25 protein-coding genes are annotated in these 25,324 nt (G+C 59.7%); 12 read left to right on the top strand and 13 right to left on the bottom strand.

The features are described 5' to 3' along the window. Both RS75_RS15330 and RS75_RS15325 read left to right on the top strand, forming a co-directional pair. Window positions 1–1,224 (top strand): amidohydrolase/deacetylase family metallohydrolase, encoded by a 1,224-nt coding sequence (locus tag RS75_RS15330; protein WP_045021897.1) that lies wholly within the window; start codon window positions 1–3, stop codon window positions 1,222–1,224. 83 nt (window positions 1,225–1,307) lie between these two features. Continuing rightward, the gene (locus RS75_RS15325) at window positions 1,308–1,802 is read left to right on the top strand and encodes a RidA family protein (RefSeq protein WP_045021896.1); all 495 of its coding nucleotides are present in this window, start codon (window positions 1,308–1,310) and stop codon (window positions 1,800–1,802) included. Window positions 1,803–1,808: 6 nt separating this feature from the next. Here the strand turns inward: RS75_RS15325 and RS75_RS15320 are convergent, their stop codons facing one another. Further along, window positions 1,809–2,645: an IclR family transcriptional regulator gene (locus RS75_RS15320; RefSeq protein ID WP_045021895.1), complete on the bottom strand. Its 837-nt coding sequence runs from the start codon at window positions 2,643–2,645 to the stop codon at window positions 1,809–1,811. 89 nt (window positions 2,646–2,734) lie between these two features. Between RS75_RS15320 and RS75_RS15315 the strand changes: the two genes are divergently transcribed. Continuing rightward, window positions 2,735–3,931, top strand: coding sequence for an aminotransferase class V-fold PLP-dependent enzyme (locus RS75_RS15315; RefSeq protein ID WP_045021923.1), 1,197 nt, complete (start codon window positions 2,735–2,737; stop codon window positions 3,929–3,931). A gap of 116 nt (window positions 3,932–4,047) precedes the next feature. Next, complete coding sequence (locus RS75_RS15310; protein WP_045021894.1) at window positions 4,048–5,883, top strand: ABC transporter ATP-binding protein; 1,836 nt, start codon at window positions 4,048–4,050, stop codon at window positions 5,881–5,883. A 6-nt stretch (window positions 5,884–5,889) separates the two neighbouring features. On the opposite strand, the gene RS75_RS15305 is transcribed toward RS75_RS15310, so the two are convergent. Beyond that, entirely contained in the window at window positions 5,890–6,519 is a 630-nt protein-coding gene (locus RS75_RS15305; protein WP_045021893.1) for a glutathione S-transferase family protein, read from the bottom strand. 1 nt (window position 6,520) lies between these two features. Beyond that, window positions 6,521–6,886 (bottom strand): ArsR/SmtB family transcription factor, encoded by a 366-nt coding sequence (locus RS75_RS15300; protein ID WP_045021892.1) that lies wholly within the window; start codon window positions 6,884–6,886, stop codon window positions 6,521–6,523. A 213-nt stretch (window positions 6,887–7,099) separates the two neighbouring features. Between RS75_RS15300 and RS75_RS15295 the strand changes: the two genes are divergently transcribed. Genes RS75_RS15295 through RS75_RS15280 form a run of 4 tightly spaced genes read left to right on the top strand, consistent with a single transcriptional unit; the run spans window position 7,100 to window position 11,966 of the window. Beyond that, on the top strand, window positions 7,100–7,966 hold the full coding sequence (locus RS75_RS15295; RefSeq protein WP_045021891.1) for an ABC transporter substrate-binding protein: 867 nt from the start codon (window positions 7,100–7,102) through the stop codon (window positions 7,964–7,966). Next, window positions 7,963–9,090 (top strand): LLM class flavin-dependent oxidoreductase, encoded by a 1,128-nt coding sequence (locus tag RS75_RS15290; RefSeq protein ID WP_045021890.1) that lies wholly within the window; start codon window positions 7,963–7,965, stop codon window positions 9,088–9,090. The genes RS75_RS15295 and RS75_RS15290 overlap by 4 nt, the downstream gene beginning before the upstream one ends. Before the next feature lie 28 nt (window positions 9,091–9,118). Beyond that, complete coding sequence (locus RS75_RS15285; RefSeq protein ID WP_045021889.1) at window positions 9,119–10,951, top strand: TRAP transporter large permease; 1,833 nt, start codon at window positions 9,119–9,121, stop codon at window positions 10,949–10,951. A gap of 16 nt (window positions 10,952–10,967) precedes the next feature. Continuing rightward, complete coding sequence (locus RS75_RS15280; protein ID WP_045021888.1) at window positions 10,968–11,966, top strand: TRAP transporter substrate-binding protein; 999 nt, start codon at window positions 10,968–10,970, stop codon at window positions 11,964–11,966. A 55-nt stretch (window positions 11,967–12,021) separates the two neighbouring features. Here the strand turns inward: RS75_RS15280 and RS75_RS15275 are convergent, their stop codons facing one another. Continuing rightward, complete coding sequence (locus RS75_RS15275) at window positions 12,022–13,533, bottom strand: aldehyde dehydrogenase (NADP(+)) (protein WP_045021887.1); 1,512 nt, start codon at window positions 13,531–13,533, stop codon at window positions 12,022–12,024. A gap of 245 nt (window positions 13,534–13,778) precedes the next feature. On the opposite strand from RS75_RS15275, the gene RS75_RS15270 reads away from it, so the two are divergent. After that, the gene (locus tag RS75_RS15270; RefSeq protein WP_045021922.1) at window positions 13,779–14,132 is read left to right on the top strand and encodes a hypothetical protein; all 354 of its coding nucleotides are present in this window, start codon (window positions 13,779–13,781) and stop codon (window positions 14,130–14,132) included. 27 nt (window positions 14,133–14,159) lie between these two features. On the opposite strand, the gene uxuA is transcribed toward RS75_RS15270, so the two are convergent. The 7 genes from uxuA to RS75_RS15235 all read right to left on the bottom strand — a co-directional run bounded on the left by uxuA (window position 14,160) and on the right by RS75_RS15235 (window position 21,168). Further along, entirely contained in the window at window positions 14,160–15,368 is a 1,209-nt protein-coding gene (gene uxuA / locus RS75_RS15265) for a mannonate dehydratase (protein ID WP_045021886.1), read from the bottom strand. A gap of 16 nt (window positions 15,369–15,384) precedes the next feature. Beyond that, complete coding sequence (locus RS75_RS15260) at window positions 15,385–16,431, bottom strand: L-idonate 5-dehydrogenase (RefSeq protein ID WP_045021885.1); 1,047 nt, start codon at window positions 16,429–16,431, stop codon at window positions 15,385–15,387. A 70-nt stretch (window positions 16,432–16,501) separates the two neighbouring features. Beyond that, window positions 16,502–17,908 (bottom strand): TRAP transporter large permease, encoded by a 1,407-nt coding sequence (locus tag RS75_RS15255; RefSeq protein ID WP_045021884.1) that lies wholly within the window; start codon window positions 17,906–17,908, stop codon window positions 16,502–16,504. 3 nt (window positions 17,909–17,911) lie between these two features. Further along, window positions 17,912–18,487 carry a TRAP transporter small permease gene (locus RS75_RS15250; protein WP_045021883.1) on the bottom strand — a complete coding sequence of 192 codons (576 nt, stop codon included), beginning with the start codon at window positions 18,485–18,487 and terminating at the stop codon, window positions 17,912–17,914. A 73-nt stretch (window positions 18,488–18,560) separates the two neighbouring features. Beyond that, window positions 18,561–19,535 (bottom strand): sialic acid TRAP transporter substrate-binding protein SiaP, encoded by a 975-nt coding sequence (locus RS75_RS15245; protein WP_045021882.1) that lies wholly within the window; start codon window positions 19,533–19,535, stop codon window positions 18,561–18,563. A 63-nt stretch (window positions 19,536–19,598) separates the two neighbouring features. Beyond that, on the bottom strand, window positions 19,599–20,315 hold the full coding sequence (locus RS75_RS15240) for a FadR/GntR family transcriptional regulator (RefSeq protein ID WP_045021881.1): 717 nt from the start codon (window positions 20,313–20,315) through the stop codon (window positions 19,599–19,601). 175 nt (window positions 20,316–20,490) lie between these two features. Next, the gene (locus RS75_RS15235; RefSeq protein ID WP_045021880.1) at window positions 20,491–21,168 is read right to left on the bottom strand and encodes an HAD family hydrolase; all 678 of its coding nucleotides are present in this window, start codon (window positions 21,166–21,168) and stop codon (window positions 20,491–20,493) included. A 400-nt stretch (window positions 21,169–21,568) separates the two neighbouring features. Here RS75_RS15235 and minC point away from each other — a divergent pair, with 400 nt between their 5' ends. The 3 genes from minC to minE are packed head-to-tail and all read left to right on the top strand — an operon-like array spanning window position 21,569 to window position 23,410. Then, complete coding sequence (minC, locus tag RS75_RS15230) at window positions 21,569–22,300, top strand: septum site-determining protein MinC (protein WP_045021879.1); 732 nt, start codon at window positions 21,569–21,571, stop codon at window positions 22,298–22,300. A gap of 37 nt (window positions 22,301–22,337) precedes the next feature. Continuing rightward, window positions 22,338–23,153 carry a septum site-determining protein MinD gene (gene minD, locus RS75_RS15225; protein ID WP_045021878.1) on the top strand — a complete coding sequence of 272 codons (816 nt, stop codon included), beginning with the start codon at window positions 22,338–22,340 and terminating at the stop codon, window positions 23,151–23,153. Further along, window positions 23,150–23,410: a cell division topological specificity factor MinE gene (gene minE, locus RS75_RS15220; protein ID WP_045021877.1), complete on the top strand. Its 261-nt coding sequence runs from the start codon at window positions 23,150–23,152 to the stop codon at window positions 23,408–23,410. The genes minD and minE overlap by 4 nt, the downstream gene beginning before the upstream one ends. A 43-nt stretch (window positions 23,411–23,453) precedes the next feature. Here minE and RS75_RS15215 read toward each other — a convergent pair whose 3' ends face one another. After that, window positions 23,454–24,356 (bottom strand): amino acid ABC transporter substrate-binding protein, encoded by a 903-nt coding sequence (locus tag RS75_RS15215; RefSeq protein WP_045021876.1) that lies wholly within the window; start codon window positions 24,354–24,356, stop codon window positions 23,454–23,456. Between the two features lie 73 nt (window positions 24,357–24,429). Then, complete coding sequence (locus RS75_RS15210; RefSeq protein WP_045021875.1) at window positions 24,430–25,323, bottom strand: amino acid ABC transporter substrate-binding protein; 894 nt, start codon at window positions 25,321–25,323, stop codon at window positions 24,430–24,432. Between the last annotated feature and the right edge of the window lies 1 nt (window position 25,324).

Raw genomic sequence — 25,324 nt, 5'->3', positions numbered from 1 at the left:
ATGATATCCGGTGAAAAGGCAAAAACGCCTCTTCAAGCTCCCATTCTTCTCTCCAATGTAAAGCCCGTTGGTTTCGGAAAGGGCGCGCCTGAGGGTGCGACCGATATTCTGATCGGCGGCGACGGCAAGATCGCGGCGGTTGGACCTGCTCTTGAAGCGCCGACGGATGCGCTGCGCATCGATGCCAAAGGCGCGTTCATCTCGCCCGGCTGGGTCGATCTGCATGTGCATATCTGGCATGGCGGCACCGATATCTCCATCCGTCCCTCCGAATGCGGGGCAGAGCGCGGTGTGACGACGTTGGTGGATGCTGGTTCTGCAGGCGAGGCGAACTTCCACGGTTTCCGCGAATATATCATCGAACCCTCGAAGGAACGCATCAAGGCCTTCCTCAATCTCGGCTCCATCGGGCTTGTCGCCTGCAACCGGGTGCCCGAACTGCGCGATATCAAGGATATCGATCTCGATCGCATCCTCGAATGTTACGCTGAAAACAGCGAGCATATCGTCGGCATCAAGGTGCGGGCGAGCCATGTCATCACCGGCTCCTGGGGTGTCACGCCGGTCAAACTCGGCAAGAAGATCGCAAAAATTCTGAAAGTGCCGATGATGGTGCATGTCGGCGAACCGCCGGCACTTTACGACGAGGTGCTGGAAATTCTCGGCCCCGGCGATGTCGTGACCCATTGCTTCAACGGCAAGTCAGGCTCCAGCATCATGGAAGACGAGGACCTGTTCAACCTTGCTGAACGCTGCGCGGGGGAAGGCATCCGGCTGGATATCGGCCATGGCGGCGCATCCTTCTCTTTCAAGGTGGCGGAAGCGGCGATTGCACGCGGCCTGCTGCCATTCTCGATTTCTACGGATCTGCACAGCCATTCGATGAATTTCCCGGTCTGGGACCTGGCGACGACCATGTCGAAGCTGCTGTCGGTAGAGATGCCTTTCGAAAAAGTCGTTGAGGCGGTCACCCGCAATCCGGCCTCCGTCATCCGCCTCGACATGGAAAACCGCCTCGATGTCGGTACCCGTGCCGATTTCACGGTTTTCGATCTGGTGGATGCCGATCTGGAGGCGACCGATTCCAACGGCGATGTTTCGCGTCTCAAGCGCCTGTTCGAGCCGCGTTATGCGGTGATCGGCGCCGAAGCCATTGCCGCCAGCCGTTACATTCCAAGGGCGCGCAAGCTGGTGCGCCACAGCCATGGCTATTCCTGGCGCTGACCCGACTGGAACGGCGGGGAGGGATGCTCTCCGCCTTCCGCAGAGATTATGGGATACCCGTCCCGGCATTATGAGGAATTCGCGTGAAACAGTCTTCGCTTGAGGCAGATGGGCGTCATTCGCCCTACGACCGGCTTGCCGCGCTCGGCATCTCGCTGCCGCCACCGCCGCCGCCGATCGCCAATTTCGTCACGCATGTTGTGGAAGGCAATATGCTTTATCTTTCGGGCCAGGGCCCGAGGGAGAAGAACGGACACCTTTACGCCGGCAAGGTCGGCGCGGAAATCGGGCTGGATGAAGCGTACCAGCATGCGCGCCTCACCGGCATCAATCTTCTTGCCGTCATGCATGAGGCGCTGGGGGATTTGTCGCGGGTGAAGAAGGTGGTCAAGCTGCTCGGCATGGTCAATGCCGTCAGCGATTTCCGCGATCATCCAAGCGTCATCAACGGCTGTTCGGATCTCTTCATCGATGTGTTCGGCGATGCCGGGCAGCACGCCCGCTCCGCCGTGGGGTTCGGCTCGCTGCCGGGCAACATCACCGTTGAGATTGAAGCGATCATCGCGCTTAGGGATTGAGGCCGTTCAATGGTTGCGCCAGCCCATAAGCTTCTCGATCCTCTCGGCCGAAACCCTGACCTGTTCGGTATAGTGGTTCTCGTTCGCCAGCACCTTCTGTTCCGGCAGAACGATGGAAATCGTCGCCACGCATTCACCGCTGCGGTCGCAGATCGGCGAGGCGATGCAGGCGACGGCATAGTCGGACTCAGCGACCTGTATCGACAGCCGGTCACGGAACGCCGCTCCTGCCGATTGCGAAAGGGCTTCCGGGTTGATTTCCGCGCGGCCGGTGGGCGACGTGCGGGCGCATCGTCTGAACAGTTCGACGCGTTCCTGCTCCGGCAGATGCCCGACGAGCAGGCGGCCGGACGCCGTCCAGTTCAGTGGAACGCGAGTGCCGACGCGCGACGCAACCTGAAAATGACTTGGGCCATCCGCCATTGCCAGCACCAGCATATGGTCGCCATCGCGGCCGCAAAGCTGCACGGTTTCACCCGCATGGCGGCAGAGATCGTGCATTTCGTGGGTGGCGACACCCATGAAATCCAGCGAGCGGGCATAGGCAAGACCATAGTGATAAAGCCGCGCGCCGAGCCAGATATTGCCGTCGGCATTGCGCGCCAGCATGTTCTTTTCGACGAGATCTTCGACGATCACATAGACGGTGGAAAGCGGCGCCTTGATTGCCTTGGCAATGGCGTAAGCGCCGGCTGGCGATCCGGTTTCGTAAAGATAATCAATGACCTGAAGGGTGCGGTCAATGCCGCTGACGCGCGAGCGCTTGGCCGCCTTGGCGTCCGGGTTTTCCTCGGTCGGGGACAGGGCGGGTGAAGACAATTCGTCCAGTTTATGGGCGTCCAATTTCCGGCTCCTCATGAATCTTGAGAAGTTATTACATTATTATGGCATACATGTCGATGCCCATCGCATCGCAAAGACAGGAGAAAGACATGACCGAGGATATCAGAAGCAGGATCGGCCTTCGCCCGGTCATCAACGTCTCGGGCACCATGACGTCGCTCGGTGCTTCCATCGTCGTTCCGGAAGCGGTTGAGGCCATGGCGGCGATCCTGCCGCAATTCGTCGAGATCAACGATCTGCAACGCAAGGCGAGCGCAATCATCGCAAGGCTGACGGGCGGCGAGGCCGGTTTCGTCACGGCGTCATGTTCTTCCGGCATCAGCCTTGCGGTTGCGGGGGCCATTACCGGCAACAATCTTCTGGCCATCGAAAAGCTGCCTGATACCGCACCGGAAAAGAACGAGGTGCTGGTGCAGATGGGACATGTGGTGAGCTACGGCGCGCCAGTGGATCAGGCCATCCGGCTCGGCGGCGGCAAGGTGGTGTTGATCGGGCAGGCGACATCCACCCATCGCTATCACATGGAAAACGCCATCACCGAAAAGACGGCGGCGGCGGTTTATGTCGTCTCCCACCATGTGGTTGATTACGGTCTGCTGCATCTTTCCGAATTTGTCGAGATCGCCCACGCCAAGGGCGTGCCGGTTATCGTGGATGCGGCTTCCGAATATGATCTGGAGCTGTTTCTGGCCACGGGCGCGGATGTGGTGCTCTATTCCGGCCACAAGTTCCTCGGCGGCCCCACCTCCGGCATCGTGGCCGGCAAGAAGGAGCTGGTCCGCTATGCCTTCCTGCAGAATATGGGCATCGGCCGCGGCATGAAGGTCGGCAAGGAAAGCATCTACGGCGTCATGGCGGCGCTGGAAGCCTGGGAAAAACGCGACCATGCCGGCATACGTGAGCGTGAAACCGGCTATCTCCATCTCTGGAAGGAAACGCTGGATGGACGCCCCGGCGTCACGGCGCTGATCGAGCCGGACCCGACTAATAACCCGCTCGACCGGCTGCGCGTCATCATCGATGCCGAGCAAGCGCATATTACGGCATGGGACCTGACGACGGCGCTGGCGAAAGGAAATCCTCCGATCATTACCCGCGATCATGAGGTGGAGCACCGTTATTTCTATCTCGACCCATGCAACCTGCATCCGGGCCAGGAAACCATCGTGGCTTCCCGTCTGGCGGAGGAACTGAACAAGGCGCGCGCCTCCAACGAGGTGATCGCAACGCCGTTCGATGACCGCAGCCGCCATCGCTTCGACGGCATGCTGCGCTGGCCGGATTGAGTTAACGAGCGGCTGCCGCCTGTTTCTTCTCCCCGGCGGCTTCTCCCCGGCGGGGAGAAGAACCGAGCCGCGACGCCGCGCCCGAATAGTTACGAGAACAAATAAAGGGAACGATCATGACCATGCCGCAGGCAACACCCCTTGGTGCCGAAGACGCCGTGCTTTCCGTCCGCAATCTCACGACATCCTTTCATGTGGATGGCGGCTGGAAACCCGTGGTTCGCGATGTTTCCTTCGATGTCGGGCCGGGCGAGACGGTCGCGATCGTCGGCGAAAGCGGCTCGGGCAAAAGCGTCACGTCGCTTTCCATCATGCGGCTGCTGGATCGGGAAAGCAGCAGGGTAGAGGGCGAAATCCTGCTGGGTGGGCGCAACCTGCTGTCCCTCTCCGAAGATGCCATGCGGCGGGTGAGGGGCAACGAGGTTGCCATGATCTTTCAGGAGCCGATGACCAGCCTCAACCCGCTGTTCACAATCGGCGACCAGATTTCCGAAGCCTTGCTGTGCCACCAGCCGATGTCGAAAACCGAGGCAAGGGCGGAGACGGTTCGCCTCCTCGAAAAGGTCCGCATACCGTCCGCCGCATCGCGTTTCGATGAATATCCGCATCGTTTTTCCGGCGGCATGCGCCAGCGGGTAATGATTGCGATGGCGCTTGCGTCCCGGCCGAAGCTACTGATCGCCGACGAGCCGACGACCGCGCTCGATGTGACTATTCAGGGCCAGATTCTTGACCTCATCAAGACGCTTCAGGAGGAGGAAGGCACCTCCGTCCTGTTCATCACCCATGATATGGGCGTGGTGGCGGAAATCGCCGACCGCACCGTCGTCATGTATCGCGGCGAGCAGGTGGAAGTCGGTGCGACAGCCGATATCTTCCATCGCGGCAAGCATCCTTATACCCGCGCGCTTTTGTCCGCCGTTCCGGTTCTGGGTTCGATGACGGGCGAGGAAAGACCGCTCCGGTTTCCCATCGTCGATACCACCACAGGCGAAACGCAGCAGCCGGCGCGCCCGGGCGATACCGTCGACGCGAGCGCCCAGCCGGTGCTTAAGGTCGAAGGGCTGACCAAGCGCTTCGACATTCACTCTGGCCTTTTAGGACGGCTCAGTGGCCGCGTGCATGCGGTGGAGAATGTTTCCTTCGATCTCAGGGCTGGTGAAACATTGTCATTGGTGGGCGAAAGCGGTTGCGGCAAATCGACCACCGGGCGTGCCATCATGCGGCTGATCGAGCCGGATGCAGGTTCGGTGATGGTCAATGGTGAAAATATTCTCGCTCTCGACAAATCCGGCATGCGCGAAATGCGCAGAACGGTGCAGATGATCTTTCAGGACCCCTATGCCTCGCTCAATCCGCGTATCACGGTGGGTGCGGCGATTGCCGAACCCTTTCTGGAACATCGCATGGGAAGCGCCCGTGAAGCGAAGGATGTGGTTGCCGACATGCTGGAGAAGGTTGGTCTGGCACCCGACATGGCGGCGCGTTACCCGCATGAATTTTCTGGCGGCCAGCGCCAGCGCATTTGTATCGCCCGCGCGCTTGCGCTCCGCCCGAAGGTGATCGTCGCCGATGAGAGCGTTTCGGCGCTCGACGTTTCGATCAAGGCGCAGGTCATCAACCTGATGCTGGATTTACAGCAAAGCCTCGATCTCGCCTTCCTGTTCATCAGTCATGATATGGCGGTGGTGGAACGCGTCAGCCACCGGGTGGCGGTGATGTATCTCGGCGAAATCGTTGAGATCGGCCCGCGCGCGGCGGTGTTCGACAATCCGCAGCATGACTATACGCGCAAGCTGATGGCCGCCGTGCCAGTGCCGGACCCGGACCGCCGCAACACCCGGCGCGGTGCGGCAAATGACGAGCTGAAAAGTCCGATCCGCGCGGTCGATTATGTCGTGAAACCGCGTGAGTATCGCGAGGTTTCGCCCGGCCACCTTGTCGCCTGTTAAAGCAGATTAAAGACCCGGTACGTCAGAGGTCGCGAAAGGCACGCGGTAACCGCGCCGGAAGGTTTCGCGTTGTCCGAGCTGGCGATACCATTGCTGTACTGCCGGAAAATCGTCGAGGTCGATTTTGTGGCGTGCGAAACGCGAGACCCATGGCCAGATGGCGATATCGGCTATGGAGAAATCTCCGGCGATGAATTCCCGGCCCGTCAGCCGCTCGTTCAATGTGCGGTAGAGGCGCTCGGTATCCGATGCGAAACGCGTCTCGGCAAAGGGGGCCTGTCCGGCATTGTAGGTCAGGAAATAATGGGCATAGCCGAGTGTCGGGCCGAAATTGCCGGCCTGCCACATCAGCCATTCGACGACTGTCAGCCGTGCGGCGGCGGAGGCGGGCATGAGCTGGCCCGTCTTTTCAGCGAGATAGATCAGGATCGCGTTCGATTCCGTCAGAACGGTTCCGTTATCACGATCGGCGATCGCCGGGATTTTCGAGCCGGGATTGATGCTGCTATAGTCGGCTGAGAATTGTTCGCCCTTTTCGATGTCGATGGTGTGGCTGACATAGGGCAGGCCGAGTTCTTCCAGCGCAATCGAGATTTTAAGGCCGTTCGGAGTGATCCAGGTGTAGAGGTCGATCATGTTAATCGAACATCGCCTCATCTAAGGGCAAAGCGCGCCTGCCTTTCTTGCCGGTCACGTCGGCAAGGTCCGTATAAAGACCACGCAATGTCAGAACCAGCTGGATGATGCGCGGATCGGTGACGCGGTAGATCACCTGCTTACCTTCGCGCGAGCCTTCGATCACACCCGCGTCGCGCAATTCGGCAAGCTGCTGGGAAAGCGTTGGCTGCTGGATGCCGAGTTCATATTCCAGCGCGGAAACGGAGGCTTCTGTTTCCATGAGATAACAGACGATGGCCAGGCGATTGGCATTGGCGAGAAGCTTCAAAAGTTCGCTCGCTTCCACCACGCTGCGGCAGATGAGATTGGAAACCGGTTTCGTCACGATTACAGGCCCATTTTTTCAAACTATAAAAAAGTAAATTGTCTGGCGATAAATTTCAATGGCTTGGTGAGATTCCACTTTGGCTGGATCGAGCATTTTTTAAAATCTACAGGATTGGTAGATTTCTCTTTCGCATTCCGGTGAAGGATCGCCAAAACGTTCCTCGAAAACACTCTATAAAAAAGTAGATTGATTGCGAAATGAGGTGTCGACATGAAAATCGGGGTCCATCCCAACAATCTGCATTTGCGGCTCGCCCGGCTCTGGCCCGGCGCCTTTGAGGAATTCGATCCGGAATTCGTGCCCTATCGTGAAGGGCGCGATACGGCGGCGCTTCTGGAGAAGGGCGACATTCATTTCGGCGGCACGGGTTCGACGCCACCCATCGAAGCGGATGCGCGTGGGCTTTCCGTAGTCTATATCGCCGCCTCGACCCCGAGGCCTGCAAATGGCGCGATCCTCGTGCGGCGGGATAGTCCGATCCGCTCCGCCGCCGATCTCGAGGGAAAGCGCATATCGCTGATCGACGGATCGTTTCACACCTATCTTCTGGCGCGAAGCCTGGAAGGAGCGGGGCTTGGTCTTGCGGATGTGACACGCATCGAAAGCGGTGACAGCGATAGCCTGCGCGATCTCGTGGAAGGCCGCGTCGACGCCTGGGTGACGATGTCGCCACGGCTGGAAAAAGCCCTTACCCATGACGAGATAAGCCTTCTCGTCCGTTGCGGCTCCACCATTCCCAACCGCTCGCTGTTCTGGACACTTGCGCGTCACAATATAACACTTGAGACGAGGCAGGCGATTGCCGCCGAACTGGACCGCGTCGGCCGCGCCGTCATGGCGGATATAGACAAGGCCGCAGCCCTTCTCGCTGCCGAGCCGGGCAGCGAGGGCGACGCGCAGTCATGGGCAAAGGTGCTTCGCTCACGCGATCTTTCGGTAGTGCCCGCCGCCGAAAATATCCTTGCCGAACAGCAGGAGGAGGCTGATACGCTTTACAGGCACGGCCATTTCTCTTTACCGGTTCTGACCGGGCAAAGCCCGGCCGCACAATCAGCCAGCGCGGGAGGCGACAGATGAACGTTTTCTGGTACATGTGCGCACCCGATGGCGCCTATCCCTGGCAACCGGAAGGATCCCGCAAGGTCGATCTCGGTTATTACAAGCAGCTGGCGCTTGCTTACGACCAGCTTGGTTACACCGGCGCATTGTTTGCCACTGGCGCGCATGACGTCTGGGTTCTGGCGGGCGCGCTGCTCTCCTATACCGAGCGGCTGAAGCTTCTGGTCGCCATTCATCCAGGGCTTATCGCACCGACGCTGCTCGCCAAGATGGCGGCGACGCTTCAGGAATTTTCGCGCGGACGCCTGCTGATCAATGTCGTTTCGGGTGATGCCAAGATGCTCGGCGCTTACGGCATGACCATGCCACATGACGAGCGTTATGATATGGCGGATGAATATCTGCAGATATGGCACCGTCTTTTTGCCGGTGAGACGGTCGATTTCAAGGGCCGGCATTTCCAGACGGAAGGCGCAAAGCTCGCGCTGCCGGTAGGGCAGGGCATAGAGCCGCCGCCTCTGTGGTTCGGCGGCTCTTCGGAAAGGGCGATCGACGTTGCGGCCAAACATGTCGAGACCTATCTTTCCTGGGGCGAAACGCCCGATCAGATCGGGGCGAAGGTCGATCTCGTCAAGGCGCGGGCGGAGAAACTCGGCCGCGAACTGGAATATGGCATTCGCCTCTATGTTATTGTGCGTGATACGGATGAAGAGGCATGGGCTGCCGCCGCCGATCTTTACGGGCGCATGGACGAGCGTGCCATTGCCGCCAACCAGCGTTTCGTTGGCAAGACGGATTCCGTCGGCCAGCAGCGCATGACGGCGATGCATGGCGGGCAGAAACCGGAGAACCTGCGTGATCTCGAAATTGCGCCCAACCTCTGGGCCGGCATCGGCCTCGTCCGGCCGGGACCGGGAACCGCCATCGTCGGTTCGCCCGATACAGTCATCCGCACGCTGGAGGCCTATAAAAAGGCGGGCGTGAATACCTTTATTCTGTCCGGTATGCCGTTGCTGGAAGAGGCATTCCGCTTCGGCGAAAAGGTCCTGCCGCGTCTCGATGTATCGCGGGAGGTGTCAGCGGCAAAACAATTCACCTGGTCGACTTTGTTCGACCGCGACCTCTCGGCCAAGGCATCCTGAGCATGGCCCGGGAGTGGAGAAAAAAGACATGACGGCAAGTCCGGCAACAACAATTGCACAACGGCGCATCGGCTCGCAGCGCGTGGCGGAGCGGGCGCTTGCCCTTCTCGACAAGGCGCTCGGCGCGGTCGCCGCTGCCATCCTTGCCACGCTTCTTGTGGTGGTGCTGGTCAATGTCGCCCTGCGTTATCTGTTTCACACCGGCTTCATCGGCGCGGAAGACCTCGGTATCTGGCTGCATGTGGCCATGATCGCGGTTGGCGCGCCGCTCAGCCTCAAAAGCGCGCTGGCCATGCGGCTCGATGTTTTCGTGCGGTTTTTGCCTGAGCGGTTTCATGCCGCAACCGAAGTTCTGGCCGATGCCTTCTCCTTCGTCGCGGCGCTCATCCTCGCCTTCGGCGGGGTTGAAATCGCGGCGATGCTGGGCGGCACCTCTCCGACACTTGGTCTGCCGGAATGGGTGCGTTTCGGCTTTCTGGGTGCCGGCGGTGCGCTGATCCTTCTTTACCTGTCGCTTCAACGTGTCAGTGAAGGCAAGGCGCTTGCCGTTCTCGCGTCTCTCGCCATCGCAATTCTGGCCTATGTCGGCCTGCCGGAAGTCTTCGTCGATACCAGCCTGCCGCCCAGCCTGTTTCTGGCGCTGACGGCGGCGGTGGGGCTGGTGCTGGCGGCACCGCTCGCCCATGCCTTTCTCGCTGCGGCCTATGTGGCGATCGCCTTCGGCAGCACCTTGCCGGAGCCGGCCATCGTGTCCTCGACGGTAACAGGCATGTCGAAATTCCTGTTGCTCGCCATCCCCTTCTTCCTGCTGGCCGGAAGCCTGCTGACGGAATCGGGCGTCGCCAACCAGCTGGTCCGGTTCGCAGCTTCGATGGTCGGGCATCGCCGGGCGGGACTGGCGCAAACGACGCTGTTGACCAGCGTGCTGTTTTCTGGCGCATCCGGTTCCTCGGTCGCCAACGCCGCCTTCGGTGCCTCCACCTTCCAGCCGGAACTGGTGAAACACGGATATCCGCCGGCACAGGCGGGTGCGATCATTGCCGCCACGTCGGTGCTCGACAACGTCATCCCGCCCTCCATCGCTTTCCTGATCCTTGCAACGGCCACCAATCTGTCAGTCGGTTCGCTGCTGGTCGGCGGCTTCTTCGCCGGCGGGCTGATGGCGATCTGCCTTGCGGTGGCGATCCATTTGAGCGTGCGCAGCGTTGATACGCTGCCGCGCGCCACGGGTAGCGAACGCTGGCGTTCGGCCGTGGCGGCCATTCCCGCGTTCGGTCTCGGCGTCATCGTGGTGGTCGGCATCCGCATCGGCGTCGTCACCACCACGGAAGCCGCCGCACTTGCTGCGCTTTATACGCTGCTTCTCGGTTTCGGTTACCGGCTGGGAGCGGGCCGTATTTTCGCAACCTTCCGGCAATCGGCCGGGGAGGCGGCGGCCATCGGCCTTCTGATCGGCACGGCGGGTCCCTTCGCCTTCCTGCTCGCGGTAGACAATGTTTCAGGCCTCGTCACGGACTTCGTCACCCTGCTTGGCGGCAGCAAGATTGCGGTGCTTCTGCTCTCCAATCTCATCCTGCTCGCGGTCGGGCTGGTGCTGGATATCGGTGCGGCCATCCTGCTGTTCGGACCGATCCTGCTGCCAGCAGCCGTTGCCGCAGGTATCGATCCGATCCATTTCGGCGTCATTCTGGTGGTCAATCTGATGATCCATGGCCTGACGCCGCCGCTCGGCATGCTGATCTTCGTGGTCAGCGGCGTCACCCGCATTCCGGCGACTGCGCTTTTCCAGGCCGTCGTTCCCTATCTCTTATCCCTTCTCGTTTCCCTCGCCATTCTGTGCGCCTGGGCCATTGTCTTCTAAATTCGGGGTTTTATTCATGACTATTATCGATCGTCGCAATCTCCTGAAGCTCTCCGCAGCAGGCGCAGCGGCACTTGCCGCGCCCGCCTTCGTCCGCACCGCAAACGCCAGGACCCGTAACATTACGGTCGCCTCGCTGTTTGCCGACGACAAGCCGGAGACGAAAATCTGGGTGAAGATCAGCGAGCTGGTGGAGGCGAAGCTGCCCGGCCGTTTCCGTTTCAACATTGTCAAAAGCGGTGCGCTGGGCGGTGAAAAGGAAGTGGCGGAAAACATCCGTCTCGGATCGGTTCAGGCGAGCCTTTCCACGGTCTCCTCGCTCTCCGGCTGGGTTCCGGAATTGCAAATCCTCGATCTGCCTTTCCTGTTCCGCGATGCCGACCATGTGCGCAAAGTGGTGACGGGCGAGACCGGCAGCGAGCTGAAGACCAAGCTTGGCGCGCAGCAGTTCGTTGCCGTGGACTTCATCAATTACGGCGCGCGCCATCTCCTGACCAAGGAGCCGGTGACCCGGCCGGAGCAACTGGAAGGCAAGAAGATCCGCGTCATTCAGAGCCCGCTACATACCAAGCTGTGGAGCGCCTTCGGCACCACGCCGGTTGGTATTCCGATCACCGAGACCTATAATGCGCTGTCAACCGGCGTGGCCGACGCCATGGATCTGACCAAGTCGGCCTATGCCGGGTTCAAGCTTTACGAGGTTGTGCCCTACATGACCGAAACCGGCCATATCTGGGCCTCTGGCGTGGTTTATTACGGTGCGGCTTTCTGGAACCAGCTTGACGATGAGGAGAAGAAGGTTCTCTCGGAGGCTTCCAGCGAAGGCGCGCTCTATTTCAACCAGCTGATCGTTGAGGATGAGGCGAAATCGGTGGAGCTTGCGGTCTCGAAGGGCGGCAAGGTGTTGCAGCCGGAAGCGTTGGATGAATGGCGCAAGGGCGCGCAGGGTGTCTGGCAGGATTTCGCCGGCACGGTCGGCGGCGTCGAGAAGATACAGGCCATCCAGTCGGCCTGAGCCCTGGTTTTATTCAATGAATGAGAGGGCGCGTGAGCGCCCTCCCATTTTTTGATCAGCGGATATCCTGCGGCAGAACGTCCGAAGGAATGTTCTGGTAGGAAACCGGGCGCGTGAAGCGGCGGATCGACATTGTGCCGACCGAGGTTGCGCCGAAATTCGTCGAGGCCGGATAAGGGCCGCCGTGCACCATGGCTTCGGAGACTTCTACGCCGGTCGGGAACCCGTTGGCGAGAACGCGGCCAGCCTTGCGCTCGAGGATCGGCAGAAGCTTGCGGCCGAGTTCGGCGTCGCCGGCGTCGAGATGCATGGTCGCCGTCAGCTGGCCTTCGAAGCTCTTTGCGACTTCGATCATTTCCTCGGCGCTGTCGACCGTCACGATCAGGCCGAGCGGTCCGAAGACCTCTTCGGAAAGCGCGTGGTTCGCAACCCAGTCCTTACCGGAAACGCGGAACAGATAGGGTGTCGCATTGCGCAGGTCGCAGCTTGTGGTCAGCACGTCGCGCACGCCGCTACCGGCGGCGATGCGGTCACGACCGTCACGATAGGCTGAGGCGATGCCGTCGGTCAGCATCACCTGCGGGCCGACTTCGGAAAGAGCTGCACGGGCAGTTTCCGCCACTGCATCCGCCTGCGAAGCAAGAACGACGGCGATGCCGGGATTGGTGCAAAACTGGCCGGCACCCATGGTGAGCGAACCGGCCCAGCCCTTGGCGATGGCTTCACCGCGCGCGGAAACGGCTTCCGGCAGCAGGAACATCGGGTTTACGGAACCGAGTTCGCCGAAGAACGGGATCGGCTCGGGGCGCTGGGCGCAGAGATCGAACAGCGCGCGGCCACCGGCGAGCGAGCCGGTGAAGCCGACTGCCTTGATACGCGGATGCTGGACGAGCGCGGAGCCGACATCGCGGCGGCCGCCCTGGATCAGCGAGAAGACGCCGGGATGCAGATTGTGCTTCTTGACGGCGGCGAGAACCGCTTCGGCAATGATTTCACCGGTGCCGGGATGGGCCGAATGGCCCTTGACGACAACCGGGCAGCCAGCTGCGAGAGCGGCGGCGGTGTCACCACCGGCGGTCGAGAAGGCAAGCGGAAAGTTGGAAGCGCCGAACACTGCGACAGGGCCGATCGGGCGCTGCATCAGACGGATATCCGGGCGCGGCAGCGGTTGGCGATCCGGCAGCGCTTCGTCGTGGCGGCGGTCGAGATAGTCGCCCTTGCGGATATGCGATGCGAACAGGCGAAGCTGGCCGGTGGTGCGGCCGCGCTCACCCTGCAGGCGTCCTGCGGGCAGGCCGGTTTCGGACGAGCCGATTTCCGTGATGGCGTCGGCGCGGGCCTCGATTTCATCGGCGATGGTGTCGAGGAATGCAGCGCGCTCTTCGCGGGTGGTGTAACCATAGCTCCAGAAGGCTTCTTCGGCTGCTTCTGCGGCCGCATTCACCAGATCGACGGTGCCGACCGAAAAATCGAAAGCTTCGCCATGTGCAGGCTCACTGCGGAATTTCGCATCCGTAGCGACCCATTCTCCTGCAACCAGATGTTTGCCGTGCGGCTTGAAACTCATTGTGCTCTTCCCTGAAAAATCTGATCCTGTGTGGAAAATCCACCCGATACCGTAAAACCGGACCGAAGGGCGACAGCCTCATGGCCATCAGCCGCGATCCTTGTCCGGTCGCCCTCTGCCTTAGCCCGAGTAGGGCGTCAGCGAAAGCCGGTTTGTGCAGTATCCGTCCAAAAAGTGTGATTTATTGGGCGGTGAAAGAAAAAGACGATCTTCCGTTTACGCGCACGGCGCTCTATTGTGACGCCATGATGACAAACAGATTTCCGAAATACGTCGCTTGGTCAATTTTTTTGCTGATCGTGATTGTCACGGTTTGCCCGATCGGACTTCGGCCCCACACGCTGACCACGGTCGGTCTGGACCGCGCCGCCGCTTTTGCCTTTTGTTCTGCCGCCTTTGTGGTGGCCTATCCGCGTTACTGGCTTGCCGTCATAGCGGCGGGTGTCGCGGCCGCTTTCGGCATCGAGGCGCTGCAATTTCTGTCGCCGACGCGGCATCCGCATATGATGGATGCGGTGGTGAAAGCCGCAGGTGCCATCGCTGGCGGGCTTGCCGCCTGTTCATATCTCGTGTTCAGGACGCGATTGGCCGCAAGTTGAGGAGCTGCCGGCGGCCAATATTTCCGCTCAATGCGCCTGCTTCGCCAATCCGAAACGGCCATGCGACAGCGTGCGCTCGATACCGCGCAGTTCAGCGAGCCCTTTCAGGCGGCCGATAGCGGGATAACCGGGTTGCGCCCCGCGCGTCAGGTCATCAAGGATTTCCTGGCCATGATCGGGCCGCATTGGAATGGTGTGGTCTTCACGTCCTTCAGCGCGGCGCTTGGCTTCTTCCGACAGAAGGGCGGCAATAACGGCCACCATATCCGTTCCGCCTTCCAGATGTTCGTCCTCGAAGAAGGAGCAGGGCACGGTATCGGTGTCGCGCGTCACATTACGCAGATGCACAAAGTGGATGCGATCGGCAAAACGGCTGGCGACGAAGGGCAGGTCATTGTCGGCCCGCGCACCGAGCGAACCGGTGCACAGCGTCACGCCATTGGCGCGGCTATCGACCTGCGACAACATATGGGCGTAGTCTGCCTCAGTTGAGAGGATACGCGGCAGGCCGAGCAGCGGCCACGGCGGATCGTCGCCGTGGGCGCATATGTTGATGCCGACTTCCTCGGCAATGGGTGTGACCTCCGAGAGAAAATCGATCAGGTTTTGCTGCAGCCTCTCACGGTTGATACCATGGTAGGAGCGGAGTTTTTCCAGAAGCTGGTCGAGCGTGTAACCATCCGCCGAGCCGGGCAGGCCCGCGCCGATATTGCGCCCGAGTGCGGCGATTTTCGTGTCCGGCATTTCGGCGAAACGTTTTGCCGCAGCCTCTATCAGCCAGTCGGGATAATCGGTTTTCGCGTTGGGGCGTTTCAGAATGTTAATATCGAAGGCTGCGAAATCGGTGAGGTCGAAACGCATCGCTTTTGCGCCGTGCTTTGTTTCCCAGCGCAGGTCGGTACGGGTCCAGTCCAGCACCGGCATGAAATTATAGCAGACGGTGCGGATGCCGGAGGCGGAGAGGCGGCGTAGCGTTTCCTGCCAGTTGGCGATATGGTTTTTCCAGTCGCCCGTCTGCGTCTTGATCTCTTCGGAAACCGGTACGCTTTCGACAACGTCCCAATAAAGTCCACCGGCCTTGATCGCTTCATGTCGTTTGGCGATTTCATCCACCGGCCACACATCACCAGTTGCGATGTGGTGCAGCGCGCTGACGATGCCTTCCGCTCCCGCCTGAGCCGCATCCTGAACCGTGACCTTGTCCACCGGACCGAACCAGCGCCATGTGTGTCTCATCTTTAATCCTCAAATATCATTCTGTGGAGAATGTCAGTTGTACCTTGCAGGCGGCGGAGCGGTCTCCCGCCTGTTCGAATGCGGCTTTCGCCTCGGAAAGCGGGAAGCTGTGGGAAATGATCGGCCGCACGTCGATCTCCCGCGTGGAAATCAGCCCTGCAGCAATGGCGAACTCCTCGTGGAAACGTTGCGAGCCGCGCCAGAGGATTTCCTTGCCGACCAGCGCGTTGAGCGGAATGGTGATGTCTCCGGTGACGCCCACCTGCACGATGGTGCCGCGCGGTCGCACGCAGGCAAATGCCGTGCGGAGCGCCGGCGCTGCGGCGGAGCAATCGAAAATGACGTCGAAATAACCCTTATTGTCCTGATAGGGCAGAAGCGCTTCGGCGTCTTTGGCGACATTGATCGTGCGGTCGGCTCCCATGGCGGGCGCCCGCTCCAGCGCGGCGTCGGTCAGATCCGTCGCGACGATGATGTCCGCGCCAGCATGGCGGGCAGCGGCGATGGTCAGGAGGCCGATAGGCCCTGCACCTGTCACCAGCACCTTTGCGCCCTCAAGGTTTCCCGCCTGGGCGACGGCATGCAGGCAAACCGCGAGCGGCTCGGTGCAGGCGGCCTCGGCTGGCGACGTACCCTCTTTGAAAGCCGAGCACTGTGTCACCGGCACGATGAGCCGGTCGCGGAACATTCCCTGTTCGTGCGGCAGGCGCATGGCGCTGCCCATGAAGCGCATTTCGAGGCAATGGATCGGCTGGCCCTTCAGGCAAAAGTGGCAATGGCCACAGGGCTGCGAGGGATTGACGGCGACGAGCTGGCCGATAGTAAGCCCGCTGACGCCTTCCCCCAGTGCCCGCACATGCCCGGATGCCTCGTGGCCGCAGATGATGGGCTCGCGCACCCGGACGGGACCGAAACCGCCATCCTGATAATAATGAAGATCGGAGCCGCAAATGCCGCCCGCCGCCATGGTAAGCAGCACTTCGCCGGGACCGGGGGCGGCAAGGTCCTGCGTTTCGACGCGGATGTCCTTAGCGCCGTATAAACGTGCCACGCGTGTCTGCATGACGGGGTCCTTTCATTTGCATTCCTGTTGGAGAACTGCGCGACGCCGGGGTCGCGCAGGTTCTTTTCGGTCAGCGGATAAGGCCGAGCTGGGTGGGCAGCCAGAGCGTGATCGCGGGTATGAAGGTGATCAGCGCCAGAGCCACGAAAAGCGGGATCATCCAGGGCAGGATGGCGAGCGTGGTTCGCTCCACCGACATTTTCGAAATACGCGACAGGACGAACAGCACCATGCCGACAGGCGGGGTCAAAAGGCCGATCATCAGGTTGAGCGTCACAATCAGGCCGAGATGGACAGGGTCAATGCCGTATCGGGCGGCAACCGGCATCAGGATAGGAACAAGAATGCTGATGGCGGCAATGGTGTCCAGAAACGCGCCGACAATCAGAAGCAGGATGTTGACGATGATGAGGAAGGTCCACCAGTTATCCGTCATCGCGAACATGAAGTCGGAGAACAGCTGAGCCGCCTGACTGACCGTCAGCAACCATGCAAAGATCGATGCCGCTGTCACGATGAAAAGAACGGACGCCGTCGTTTCTATCGTGTCGAAGCTGGCTTTGGCCAATGTCCTGAACGTCATGGTGCGGTAGCGAACCAAGCCGAGGAAAAGCGACCAAAGCACTGCGGCGACGGCTGCTTCGGTCGGTGTAAACCAGCCCATCGTCATGCCGCCGATCAGAAGAACCGGCGTCATCAACGCCATCACGGCCGAGAAATCATAATACCAGTCGAGTGCGACAAGCACCGCGAGGCCGACAAGGACCGCGACATTGAGCGAGACGCCGGCAAGGATCATCAGATAGACAGCGACGGGGAAACTGAAGACGATCACTATTTCCAGCGCTGCTGAAAGCAGCTGCTTCAGCTCGAAGGGCGTGTCGGAGCCCCAGCCCTTGCGTTTTGCGAAAATATAGACCGTCACCATCATCAGCACGGTCATGACGACGCCTGGTATGATGCCCGCCATAAACAGCGCGCCGATCGACGCGTTGGCCATCATGCCGTAGATCACGAAGGGCAGAGATGGCGGGAAGATCGGGCCGAGCGTCGCCGAAGCTGCCGTGACGCCGACGGCCGCCTCGACAGGATAACCGTGATCCTTCATGGCCTTGATTTCGATGGTGCCGATGCCTGCGGCGTCCGCGAGCGCGGTTCCCGACATGCCGGAAAAAACCACCGAGCCGATGATGTTGACCTGGGCGAGACCGCCTTTCATCCAGCCGACGAGCGCAAGCGCGAAACGGTAGATGCGGCTTGTGACGCCGGCAATGTTCATCAGATTCCCGGCAAGGATGAAAAACGGAACGGCGATAAGCGGAAAGCTTTCTACGCCGGCAATCATGCGCTGCGCGGCGATGATATCGGGCGCGACGTTGTAGATGATGAGATAAAGAAGCGAGCTGACGGCCATGGAAACGGCCACCGGCGTGCCGATGATAAGAAGCAGAAGAAAGGAGCCGATGAGCAAAAGCATGGTCTAGATTCCCTGTGTGTTTACGGCTTCCTGAGCCTTTTCACGCACGGTTTGCTTGCCGGTGAGATCCTTGATGAAATTGTGCAGTGCACGAAGGAACATCAGCGCGAAAGCGGCGAAAACGGTGTAGAAGACAATGCCGCGCGGCAGGTCGACGGTGACCATGCGCTCATCGCCGACGATTTCCAGATAACGCCACATCAGCCAGGTGATGTAAGCGAAGAAACCGATGGTGATGAGGTCAACGATCAGTTCCAGAAGCCGTCCGACGGGTTTCGGCACGAAGCGATAGATCAGGTCGACGTGAATATGCCGAAACATGCGCACGCACATGACAGAGCCGAGAAAGACAACGACGACGAGGCAATTGGCGGCGATTTCTTCCGTCCAGGCGAAACTGTCGTTCAACACGTAACGGGTGAAGAATTGCAGGAAGACGCTCAGACCCATGCCCCAGAACACGGCAAGGGTTATCCAGTCTTCCACCGCATAGGGCGAAAGATCGACGGGGCCGGTGTCTTCTTCGAAGGCATGCGCCATTTCTTCCACGCTGATGGGCGCGTTGTGAGGATCGGTCATTGGCGGGAACTCCAGTCCGAGGGTCTCGGTTGAGCTGTCCCGGCGCCGGATAGCGCCGGGACAGCTTCACGCGTTACTTGATGGCGCGGATAGCGTCCCAGTCGGCTTTTTCGTAGCCGAAGTCTTCAAGCTTCACCTTGTCGATGACGTTCTTCTCGAAGTCTGCCTTGTCGACTTCCGCCACGGTGATGCCCTTGGATTTGAACTCGTCGACCAGAGCCTTTTCACGAGCTTCGATCGTCTTCGTTGTGCGGGCCGCCGCCTCCTGCATCACTTCGGTGAAGATTTTTTTGTCCTCGTCCGACAGGCTGGCCCAGCGGGTTTTGGAAACAAGTGTGTTGAGATGGTCAACGATGTGGCCCGTCAGAACGATGTTCTTCTGAACCTCGAAGAATTTCTTCGCCTCTATTGTCGTCAGCGGGTTTTCCTGGGCCTCGACGGTGCCGTTTTGAAGCGCAAGATAGACTTCGGCAAAGGCGATGGGCGTCGTGTTGGCGCCGCAGGCGCGCGGCATGGCGAGATAGGCCGGAACATCGGGTACGCGCATTTTCAGGCCGGCCATGTCGGCGCATTTCTCAATCGGCTTGTTGGAGGTCGTATGGCGCGTTCCGTAATAGCTGACGGCGACGATATGGTTGCCTGTCTTTTCCTCGTAGCCCTGTGCAAGCTTCTTGAAGACATCGCTTTTGGTGTAGGCGATCAAATGGCTCGGATCACGGAAGATATAGGGAAAGTAGGTAACGCCGATCGGCTTGTGATCCCGCGCGGCGAAACTTGAGCCGGAGATGATGATATCCACCGTGCCAAGCTTAAGGCCCTGGTTGATATCCGCTTCCTTGCCGAGCTGCGAGGCAGGGAAAACATCCACCTTGTAGCGGCCATCGGTGCGCTTGGCGATCTCTTCCGCCGCCCAGACCGAATCCGTATGGAACGGTTCGGATGTTTCGTAGACATGCGCCCATTTGAGCGCGGTTTGCGCCTGGGCCGCCAGAGCCGAAAGCAGAACTGCGGCTGTCGCGCCCATCAAAGTCGACAATCTGATTTTCATTCTTAATTCCTCCCGAATTAAAGACAGATTTCAGTATTTCCCCGTCGCCGGTCTTGGCGGCGGTCACTCCTCTCCGATCGGTTCCTCCCCGAAACTCTCGGAAAATCTCTTTTGCGACAGCGTCAGATGCTGCCGCATCGCTTCACGCGCGCCTTCCGGATCATTCGCGGCGATCGCGTTGCGGATCAACCGGTGTTCCTGAACGGCAAGGATCCATGTGTGTGGTCCCTCGAAATAGCTGGCTAGCTTCTCGAAATAGGGCGAAAGGCTGCGCTCGTCGTAGATCAGGCCGGTGAAACGGTTCAGCGCCGAGTTGCCGATGATATCGGCGATGGCGGTGTGGAAGGCGCGGTCGAGGTTGAGGGCCTGCGGCGAGTTGTCGAGCGCACAGGCCATGCGTTCGATGATATCGTCCAGCCTGGCGATGCATGCGGGCGTGGCAAGCCGCGCTGCTTCCTCTGCAATTGCGCTTTCGATGATGCAGCGCGCCTGCAGGATTTCGAATGGACCGTGAGCGTCCGGTACCGGCGGCTTTTCCTTATCTGCCTTGCGGGACGCATTCACGTAGACGCCGGAACCCATGCGGATATGGATGTGGCCTTCCACTTCCAGAACGATCAGGGCTTCCCGCACCGTCGGGCGGGATACGCCGAAGCGTTCCGCAAGGTCGCGTTCCGCCGGCAGGCGCTGGCCATCCACCAGTTCCCCGCTCTCTATGAGCAAGCGAATTTGTTCCGCGACCAGCCGATAAAGGCGGCGCGGCTCCAGAGCCACAAACATGATATCCTCCCAGCGCGAAGGTCTCCTCCCATCGCGCAAGCGGTAAGATTGTCTTACCAATTTTATTAGGAAGCATTTATGCGGTGCTGTCAATCCGGGATTGGCGGAAAAGCGTATGGCATACCGTTTGGCTTGCACACGAAATCATTGTTCCGTCTGCTGCCTCATTGATGTTTCAGCCTTTGTCATATGCGAGCTTTAAGCCGCCATCGCTGCCGATGGTAACCTCCAGCTCATCGTACCCACCGATGGAAAGATGCGGTGTTTCGATGGGGTGCGAATGGGTGGCGTTGATGACGACGACTGTCGCGCCCATGCGTTCTCCCGCCTGAATGCCGGCGGGCGCATCCTCGAACACGACGCAGTCTTCAGGCGCGACGCCAAGTTTTTCCGCCGCTTTTTTGTATCCCTCGGGATCCGGCTTGCCATTCACCACGTCTTCGGCGCAGATCATCACCGCAGGCGGTGTAAGGCCGGCTGCGGCCAGCCGCCGTTCGGCGAGTGCGCGGGCCGCGGAGGTGACGATGGCCCATTTTCCGACCGGCAATTTTTCAAGAAAGGCGGCTGTCTGCGGGATCTGGAGAATGCCGTCGACATCGTTCATTTCTTTTTGCAGCAGCATATCTGCCTGTTCCTCGACATTGAGGCCCGGAACCGCCTCGCGACGCACCACTTCCGACGCGCGCATGCCGTGGATGCGCTGCAGGAAGGCCTCTGGCTCTATGCCGTTATCCACAGCCCATTCGCGCCAGACCCGCTCTACCACCGCAATAGAATTCAGCAGCGTTCCATCCATGTCGAACAGGAAGGCGGCATACTCGCGAGAAAAGGTCGGTGGGACTTTGCTGTGCATTGCATTCTTCCGTTGGATGTATGGGGCTGTCTCGTGTCTATAGTATCGGCAGGCATAACGGAATCGTTTTTCCGCCAAACGGCGGCCTGTCGGTCAGCCATGGATATTGTTCCGGAATCGGTCAGTTCGCCCTGCCTGCGAGTCGGCAGGAAGAGGCGGGGAGACGGCCCCCTCCATCAAGCCATGCGGGGCGTCAGGTTGCAGCAAGGATCATCTGCTATTGTGAGTTTTGAAAATAAACAAAAATAAGTAAAATCAAAAGGTAGACGATACTTTTGAATGTTCTGCACGAAAAATTTCGTGGCGGAATTCCCTTAACGAAACCGTCGGTTTAGGGGTGTCGTTAACCATTTGTTAACCATATCCGAGGTACCTAATTGTCAATGATTTGTTTACCAAGATGACCAAAGTGCTAACAGACCAGCGTTCGATCCGTATCAAAGGCCGCTCCTTCCTCGCGGTCGTTCTGTCCCCTGAAGCTCCGCTCGATCAATGGCTGGAACGGCTGGATGATCTTGCTGCGCGTTCGGCCGGGTTCTTCCTGTCGCGTCCGGTGGTTCTGGATGCCTCTGATCTGTCGCTCGACAAGGCCGGGCTGAAGGCTCTGCTGGCGGCGCTGACGGAGCGTAATGTCGGCATCATGGGGATCGAGGGCGTTCGCCCCTCGATGATCGAGCCGGGTATGCCGCCATCGCTGAAGGGCGGAAAGCCCGCTTCCGATGTCGAGGTTGAGCCGGTCGCCGTCGCTTCCGCCGAATTGTCGGAGGAGAAGCCGCGTGCGTCAAGCGAGGTTCGCGCCGTCGTACAGTCGCTGGTCATCAACGAGCCGGTACGCTCGGGCCAGTCGATCATGTTTCCCGAAGGCGATGTGACCGTCATCGGTTCGGTCGCCTCGGGTGCGGAAATCATCGCGGGCGGTTCGGTACATATTTACGGGGCGTTACGCGGCCGTGCCATGGCCGGTTCGCTCGGCAATGTTTCGGCGCGCATCTTCTGCCGCAAGCTGGAGGCGGAGCTGCTGGCGATAGACGGTGTCTACAAGGTCGCCGAGGATATTGACGAAAAGCTGCGCGGCCAGCCCGTTCAGCTGTGGCTGGAAAACGATACGATAAAGGCCGAAAAACTTGGCTGACGACATAGAGAAAACAACACAGGAACAGGAGAGCCGTATGGGGAAGGTAGTCGTTGTTACTTCCGGCAAGGGCGGGGTTGGCAAGACCACCTCGACCGCAGCGCTTGGCGCCGCGCTGGCGCAGAACAAGCAGAAGGTCGTGGTCGTCGATTTCGATGTCGGCCTGCGTAACCTCGATCTCGTCATGGGTGCTGAACGCCGGGTGGTTTACGATCTCGTCAACGTCATCCAGGGCGACGCCAAGCTGACGCAGGCGCTGATCCGCGACAAGCGCCTCGAGACGCTGTTCCTGCTGCCCGCCTCGCAGACGCGAGACAAGGACAATCTGACGCCGGAAGGTGTCGAGTGGGTCATTGCCGAGTTGAAGAAACATTTCGACTGGGTGATCTGCGACAGCCCGGCCGGTATCGAACGTGGTGCGACGCTGGCCATGCGCCATGCGGATGTGGCCGTCGTCGTCACCAATCCGGAAGTCTCCTCGGTGCGCGACAGCGACCGCATCATCGGCCTGCTCGATTCCAAGACGCTGAAGGCCGAACGCGGCGAACGCATGGAAAAGCACCTGCTTCTGACGCGTTACGATTCGGCCCGCGCCGAGCGCGGCGACATGCTGAAGGTCGACGACGTTCTGGAAATCCTGTCCATCCCGCTGCTCGGCATCATTCCTGAAAGCATGGATGTGCTGCGCGCCTCCAACGTCGGCGCGCCGGTTACGCTGGCGGATGCCCGTTGCGCGCCGGCCATGGCCTATTTCGATGCTGCCCGTCGCCTAGCCGGCGAGGAAATTCCGATGGTCATTCCGGGCGAGAAGCGGGGTATCTTCTCCAAGATCTTTGCAAGGAGGGCTGCATGAGCATTTTCGCCCTGTTCCGTAAACAGAAGTCGGCACCGCTTGCGCGTGAGCGCCTGCAGGTGCTGCTCGCTCACGAAAGGGCGTCGTCGGGAACCGATCTCGTCGCCGTCCTCCGGGAAGAAATTCTCGCAGTGATCGCCAGACATGTGCAGATCGACAACGACCGGGTGCATGTGAAGATGGATCGCGACGAGCACGTCTCCATATTGGAGATCGATGTCGAAATCCCCTTGAGTGCCGACCTGCGCGCCGCGTGACGTTTTTTAAGAAAGCCGCCGCCCCTTGCCGGGCGGCGTTTTTTTATTCGGCCGTCGTATCGAGGGGTTTTCGAAATACCTCGGCCAGATCGCCGGGAAGCGGGCGCTTGAGGTTTATGCCGTTCGGCGGAATCGGAGCGTTGAACCACTTGTCGTAGATTCTCTCGATTTCACCGCTTGCATAGATATGCCCCAGCGCTTCGTTGACGGTATTTTTGAAGTCGGTATCGCCGTACCGGAGCATCAGGCCATAGGGCTGCGGCGGCGCGAGGTACTCGTTTGAGATGGAATAGTCGTCCGGCCTGCCGGTTTCTGCGACGAAGGACCTCAGAAGGATGTCGTCCATAACGAAGGCCGAGGCGCGGTTTTCCGTCACCATGTCGAAACTGCCCTCGGTGCTGTCATTTTGCAGAACGGCGATGTTCAGTCCCAGTTTTCTGTTGAGCACATTCAGCTGGCTGATATTGATGGTTCCCGTCGTCACCACCACGGTTCGTCCGGCAAGATCGCCGACGCTGTTCATGCCGCTCGATTTCAGCGCGACATAGCGGGTGCCGGTGATGAAGTGGCTGTAGGAAAACCAGACGGCCTTGCGCCTTTCCTCCGTATTTGTGCTCGCCACGCATTCCATGTCGATCGTGCCGTCATTGAGAAGCGTGATGCGGTTGCTAGGGGTGCGCTTGACGAAATCGATCTTCAATTCCGTCAGACCCAGTTTTTTCTTGATGGAGTCCGCCACCTTCAAACACAGCTCGATGCTGTAGCCGATCGGCTCCGGGCCTGTGCCCAGATAGGAGAAGGGAAGATTGCGGTCGGCATAACCCAGCCGGATGGTGCCGGTTCGGGCAATGGTTTCGAGTGTAGGCGGTTGGGTGTCGTCGGCCGCCGCAATGGTGGGCAGAAGACCTAAAATCCCCAGTATGAGCCACAATGTCGATCTCTGCATCGCGCATCTCCAGCCAAAATTATCTGTCAAAACGTTTTCATAAAAATAGAGGCATGGTGGGGGCTTTACGCCCTCAGTCCCGGTATTCGCTTGGATGTTCATAGGCTTGTTTCAGAGAGGTCGTCATCGGCAGGTTCAGGTTCATGCCGTTCGGTGGAATGGGCTTGGTGAACCATTTTTCATAAAGGTCATAAATTGCGGGACCGGTGAAGATCTGCCGCAGGCTTTCGTTGACCGCCGCCTTGAAGGCCGGGTCGTTGCGCCGGAAAACCAGGCCGTAAGGCTCCGGTGCGCTCAGCGTTTCGTCGGAAAGCGCGTAGAGGTCAGGATTTTCGGATGTCGCCGCCAGCGCCGCCAGCAATATGCCGTCCATGACGAAGGCGGAAGCCTTCCCGGCAACCACGAGTTCGAAGGCCTCCTCGTTGGTTTTCGTCGGCATCACCGAAATATTGAGGTTCTTTTGCCGGTTCACAGCATTCAGCTGCTCGATGTTGACCGTGCCCGAGGCGGATGTGACCGACCTTCCGGCCAGATCGGCAAGGCTTTTCAGATTGTCCTGCTTGCGCGAGAGGAACTGCGTCGCGGTCATGAAATTCGGATAGGAGAAATCCACCATTTTCCGGCGTTCGGTGTTGTTGGTCGTCGCCGCGCATTCGATATCGATCTTGCCGCTGCGCACGAGAATGAAGCGGGTCGCGGGCGTGGCTTTCACATATTCGATGTCGAGTTTGTCGAGCTTCAGCTGCTTGCGGATATCCTCGCTGATCGCATGACAGAGATCGGTTGAGAAACCTGTGACTTCCCCGTCCGGCAGCTGGTAGGAAAAGGGCGGCTCGGCTTCACGATAACCGATGCGGATTTTTGCGGTCTTGGCGATCTGCCGAAGCGTGTCGCTTTCGCCGGCGGCCTGCAACGCGGTGGCGGGGACAAAGCATGTGAGGAAAAGGCAAAATACTGAAATACGCATT

This window comes from Rhizobium nepotum 39/7 (assembly GCF_000949865.1).
Taxonomy (GTDB): domain Bacteria; phylum Pseudomonadota; class Alphaproteobacteria; order Rhizobiales; family Rhizobiaceae; genus Agrobacterium; species Agrobacterium nepotum.
The sequence above is the reverse complement of the archived record's forward strand: the minus strand, read 5'-3'. Positions and strand labels throughout refer to the sequence as shown.

Bases quoted from the DNA above. Each gene is read 5' to 3' on its own strand.
- RS75_RS15315 (WP_045021923.1), top strand. From the start codon at position 2,735: ATGACCGAGGATATCAGAAGCAGGATCGGCCTTCGCCCGGTCATCAAC.
- minD (WP_045021878.1), top strand. From the start codon at position 22,338: ATGGGGAAGGTAGTCGTTGTTACTTCCGGCAAGGGCGGGGTTGGCAAG.
- minE (WP_045021877.1), top strand. From the start codon at position 23,150: ATGAGCATTTTCGCCCTGTTCCGTAAACAGAAGTCGGCACCGCTTGCG.
- RS75_RS15235 (WP_045021880.1), bottom strand. From the start codon at position 21,168: ATGCACAGCAAAGTCCCACCGACCTTTTCTCGCGAGTATGCCGCCTTC.
- RS75_RS15330 (WP_045021897.1), top strand. From the start codon at position 1: ATGATATCCGGTGAAAAGGCAAAAACGCCTCTTCAAGCTCCCATTCTT.
- RS75_RS15280 (WP_045021888.1), top strand. From the start codon at position 10,968: ATGACTATTATCGATCGTCGCAATCTCCTGAAGCTCTCCGCAGCAGGC.
- RS75_RS15310 (WP_045021894.1), top strand. From the start codon at position 4,048: ATGACCATGCCGCAGGCAACACCCCTTGGTGCCGAAGACGCCGTGCTT.
- RS75_RS15210 (WP_045021875.1), bottom strand. From the start codon at position 25,323: ATGCGTATTTCAGTATTTTGCCTTTTCCTCACATGCTTTGTCCCCGCC.
- RS75_RS15250 (WP_045021883.1), bottom strand. From the start codon at position 18,487: ATGACCGATCCTCACAACGCGCCCATCAGCGTGGAAGAAATGGCGCAT.
- RS75_RS15295 (WP_045021891.1), top strand. From the start codon at position 7,100: ATGAAAATCGGGGTCCATCCCAACAATCTGCATTTGCGGCTCGCCCGG.
- RS75_RS15270 (WP_045021922.1), top strand. From the start codon at position 13,779: ATGATGACAAACAGATTTCCGAAATACGTCGCTTGGTCAATTTTTTTG.
- RS75_RS15290 (WP_045021890.1), top strand. From the start codon at position 7,963: ATGAACGTTTTCTGGTACATGTGCGCACCCGATGGCGCCTATCCCTGG.
- RS75_RS15275 (WP_045021887.1), bottom strand. From the start codon at position 13,533: ATGAGTTTCAAGCCGCACGGCAAACATCTGGTTGCAGGAGAATGGGTC.
- RS75_RS15260 (WP_045021885.1), bottom strand. From the start codon at position 16,431: ATGCAGACACGCGTGGCACGTTTATACGGCGCTAAGGACATCCGCGTC.
- RS75_RS15245 (WP_045021882.1), bottom strand. From the start codon at position 19,535: ATGAAAATCAGATTGTCGACTTTGATGGGCGCGACAGCCGCAGTTCTG.
- RS75_RS15255 (WP_045021884.1), bottom strand. From the start codon at position 17,908: ATGCTTTTGCTCATCGGCTCCTTTCTTCTGCTTCTTATCATCGGCACG.
- uxuA (WP_045021886.1), bottom strand. From the start codon at position 15,368: ATGAGACACACATGGCGCTGGTTCGGTCCGGTGGACAAGGTCACGGTT.
- RS75_RS15305 (WP_045021893.1), bottom strand. From the start codon at position 6,519: ATGATCGACCTCTACACCTGGATCACTCCGAACGGCCTTAAAATCTCG.
- RS75_RS15285 (WP_045021889.1), top strand. From the start codon at position 9,119: ATGACGGCAAGTCCGGCAACAACAATTGCACAACGGCGCATCGGCTCG.
- RS75_RS15215 (WP_045021876.1), bottom strand. From the start codon at position 24,356: ATGCAGAGATCGACATTGTGGCTCATACTGGGGATTTTAGGTCTTCTG.
- minC (WP_045021879.1), top strand. From the start codon at position 21,569: ATGACCAAAGTGCTAACAGACCAGCGTTCGATCCGTATCAAAGGCCGC.
- RS75_RS15240 (WP_045021881.1), bottom strand. From the start codon at position 20,315: ATGTTTGTGGCTCTGGAGCCGCGCCGCCTTTATCGGCTGGTCGCGGAA.